2 protein-coding genes are annotated in these 3559 nt (G+C 46.0%); one reads left to right on the forward strand and one right to left on the reverse strand.

Going from position 1 to position 3559, the window contains the following annotated elements; all coding sequences use genetic code 11:
• Nucleotides 1–196 precede the first annotated feature (196 nt).
• Nucleotides 197–2557, forward strand: coding sequence for an ATP-binding protein (locus tag BCT81_RS28390; protein WP_102426599.1), 2361 nt, complete (start codon nucleotides 197–199; stop codon nucleotides 2555–2557).
• A 102-nt stretch (nucleotides 2558–2659) separates the two neighbouring features.
• Here BCT81_RS28390 and BCT81_RS28395 read toward each other — a convergent pair whose 3' ends face one another.
• Nucleotides 2660–3406, reverse strand: a complete 747-nt coding sequence (locus tag BCT81_RS28395) for a flagellar brake protein (RefSeq protein ID WP_102426600.1) — start codon at nucleotides 3404–3406, stop codon at nucleotides 2660–2662.
• Nucleotides 3407–3559 lie beyond the last annotated feature (153 nt).

Below are 3559 nucleotides of genomic sequence, written 5' to 3' on the forward strand. Positions count from 1 at the left end.
ATTATCAATTGCAAATTAAAATCATTCATATGTTAGGTTTGGTGAATTAAATAGCTTGTTATTCGTTAAATTGCATTAAATTGTGTGTTATTTGTTCGGTTGAACAGCGATGTAGCGTAAGTCACTAAATTTATAGGCAATTACATCTACACTGAATTTATCTACACCCAAGAAATAAAGGACTAAGGAGGCGGCGATGGCGATTCAAAGACTCAATACAGAACAACTGTATCAGGTAGCAGAACTCGAAAAGTTACCATGCAAGTCGACCAAAGAACTGGCTCCAATTGACGAAATCGTCGGGCAAGAACGTGCGCAAAAAGCCGTTGAGTTCGCGATGTCAATTAAGGAAAAGGGTTACAACATTTATGCGATAGGACGCAATGGTCTGGGTAAGCGCACCATGATCTTGCGTTATCTCAACCGACACCCTCATGAAGTTGAGGAGCTTTTTGACTGGTGTTACATCGCGAATTTCGAGGATATCCGTACACCTAAGGTACTGAAACTTCCGCGTGGCGTGGGCAGCAGCTTAAAGCAAGATATTGAAAAGCTGATGCGCAAACTCATCAAAGCGATGCCACTCGCGTTCGACAATGAGATGTACTTCAGCCGTGCTGATCGATTAAAGAATCAGCTAGCAGCCAAGCAACAAGCAGCGTTAGAAGCGATCAGCCAAGAAGCAAAAAAGAACGGCGTGAACCTGACGATCACCACTCAAGGTGATTACCAATTCGTAGCAATGAACGGCGATGAGCTTCATACCGAAGAGAGCTTTGATCTGCTGTCACCGGAAGAGCAAGACCAGTTCGATAAAACCATCGATGCGCTGGAAGTTGGGTTGCGAACGGTTTCTCGTGAACTGACGGAACTTGAAGAGACGTATACCGAGAAAATTCAAAAGCTGAATGATGACACGGCGCGAGATGTGATCACGCACTTCATCAAGCAATTGAAGAAGGATTACAGCGAATATCCAGACATTAAAAAGTACCTAACCGCACTGCGTAAAGACATTGTCGATAACGCTGATATTTTCTTAGAAGAGAGTACTGAGCAGGCTGAAGTCGCGACGGCTTCTTTGGACAAGAAAATGCCGCGTCGCTACAAAGTGAACGTGATAGTAAGCCAGAAGGAAGACACTCTCCCGATTGTGGTCGAGGAGAATCCGAACTATCACTCTTTGTTTGGTTATGTAGAAACGGCAACCTTTAAAGGCACAGTATTTACTGATTTCTCGTTGATTCGCGCAGGTAGCTTACACCGAGCGAACGGCGGTGTGCTGTTGATAGATGCGGTCAAAGTGCTAGAACAACCTTACGTATGGGAAGGCTTGAAACGTGCGCTGCGTTCTCGCCAGTTAAGCTTCACTTCATTAGAGAAAGAGGTGACGTTAACGGGAGCGGTGTCGCTCGACCCAGAACCTATTCCTCTGGACGTTAAGATCATCTTGTTTGGTGATTACCGCACATACCAACTGCTGCAGCATTATGATGCAGAGTTTGGTGAGCTGTTCCGTGTGACGGCTGATTTTGAGGATGAGATGAAGCGTACTGCTGATTCTGAAATGCATTATGCGCGCTTCATTTCGAGCATCGTCCATGACAACAATATGCTCCACTGTGACCGCAAGGCGATTGCTCGCATCATTGAACACAGTTCTCGTCAGGCGGGTGACCAAGGTAAGTTGTCACTGCACTCAGCACACATTGCTAATCTGCTTCGTGAATCTAACTATGTGGCGAGAGGTTCGAAATCGAATCTGATTCGTGCATCGCACGTCGACCAAGCGTTATCGAACCAACAGATGCGTGTTGGACGACTGCAAGACAGCGTAATGGAAACCTTTACTAACGGCACAACTTTGATTCATGTCGATGGTAAAGCTGTAGGGCAGGTCAATGCGCTGTCGGTATTAAGCACAACGGATCACATGTTTGGTGCGCCAAACCGAATCACGGCAACCACCGCTTATGGTGACGGTGAAGTGATTGATATTGAAAGAAACGTAGACCTTGGCGGCAGCATTCACTCGAAAGGGGTGATGATCTTGTCGGCATATCTCTCTTCTGTGTTTGGTAAGACGGCTAAAGTCCCGCTTACGACTAACATCACCTTCGAGCAGTCTTATGGTGGCGTTGATGGCGATAGTGCGAGTATGGCGGAGTTCTGTGCCGTTGTATCTGCATTTTCTAAGCAGCCAAACCGTCAAGACATTGCGATTACTGGCTCGATGAACCAGTTCGGTGAGTCTCAGCCAATTGGTGGTGTGAACGAGAAGATTGAAGGCTTCTTTGATGTATGTGAAATCAAAGGTCGTTCTAATGAGCAAGGGGTTATCATCCCGCGCTCTAATGTTCATAACCTGATGCTGCGCAGTGACATCGTTAAAGCGGTGGAAAAGGGCGAGTTCAATATCTGGGCGATTGATCATGTGACAGAGGCGATTGAGCTGTTCACGGGGAAAGCCGCTGGTGAACCGAGTGATGAGGGAAGCTACCCAATCGATACTATCTTTGGTATCGCTCAGGCTAAACTCAACGCACTGCGTAAATAGCTTAACGCTTTAAGTAGATTAGCTAAATAACCGTTAACCTTAAACGAAACAGCCATCGATATTATCGATGGCTGTTTTTTTTATTTTTACAATCTCTAGCGCTTAAGCATTACGCAAACGAAGTTTGGTGCCGTCGAACTTCAGCTTACTGAGCAGGTTCTTGGCATTGGCCTTACCGATATCATCAAATTCGACACCATAACGCGCGTAGTGCGTTGATCTTTGCAGATTACACACAATCCCTCGAAGTGGCGGAATCAGCGGACCATTGTAGTTCTCAGGCGTAATTTCGATAGAGACTCGGTCGGCTACCTGAATCGGACGAGAGGTTGGTGATGTGACAAAGCGACAGCCACTCTTCGAGAGGTCTCTGATCTCGCAGTTCATGCGTTGATCATCAAAGATCACGCGAGAGCTTAGGTTCACTTCATAGCGCGTTTCTTTACGCAGTTGCGTGACTTGCATGGTACTTGGCGTGGAAAGCACGATGATAGGAAAGGGTTCGCCAATGGTGTGGTGAATCTGAGACCTAAAATGGATCAGAGCCCCTTCGCCTCGCAGAGAGTAGGCACGTGCCGTCATCCAGAAGCCTTCCTGAAAGAAAAAGCGTAGGTCATCACTGGATACTTCCGGCACCTCAATCAGGATACAGTTATCACTGTGAGTGCCGATAAATTTGGTGGTTGCGAGAAACTTGGTGCCAACAGGTGTCGATACATTTAATGTCAGCTCACTGCCATGCTCAATCATAGCCAGCGCATCGGTGCTATTAATAGTGGTGACGGTTCGATTTCGAGGGTCTTGCAGTGCCTGATTATTCTCCAAAGGCTTCTTCAGTGGTGCGTTCATTATAGGTTCTCCATGTGCCAACATGCGTCTGTTAGATATTGATAACTTGCTAACAAGGGGTTGTTACGTGCTAGATTTAGTAGATGTACTAACGCAATTTATAGAGTGCTTTTAATTGGTTTTAATTTTATTTATAACCACACGCTATAATAA

It is taken from the genome of Vibrio sp. 10N.261.52.A1, from assembly GCF_002876325.1.
GTDB lineage: Bacteria > Pseudomonadota > Gammaproteobacteria > Enterobacterales > Vibrionaceae > Vibrio > Vibrio chagasii.

Coding starts and splice junctions, on each gene's coding strand:
- BCT81_RS28390 (WP_102426599.1), top strand. CDS start 197: ATGGCGATTCAAAGACTCAATACAGAACAACTGTATCAGGTAGCAGAA.
- BCT81_RS28395 (WP_102426600.1), bottom strand. CDS start 3,406: ATGAACGCACCACTGAAGAAGCCTTTGGAGAATAATCAGGCACTGCAA.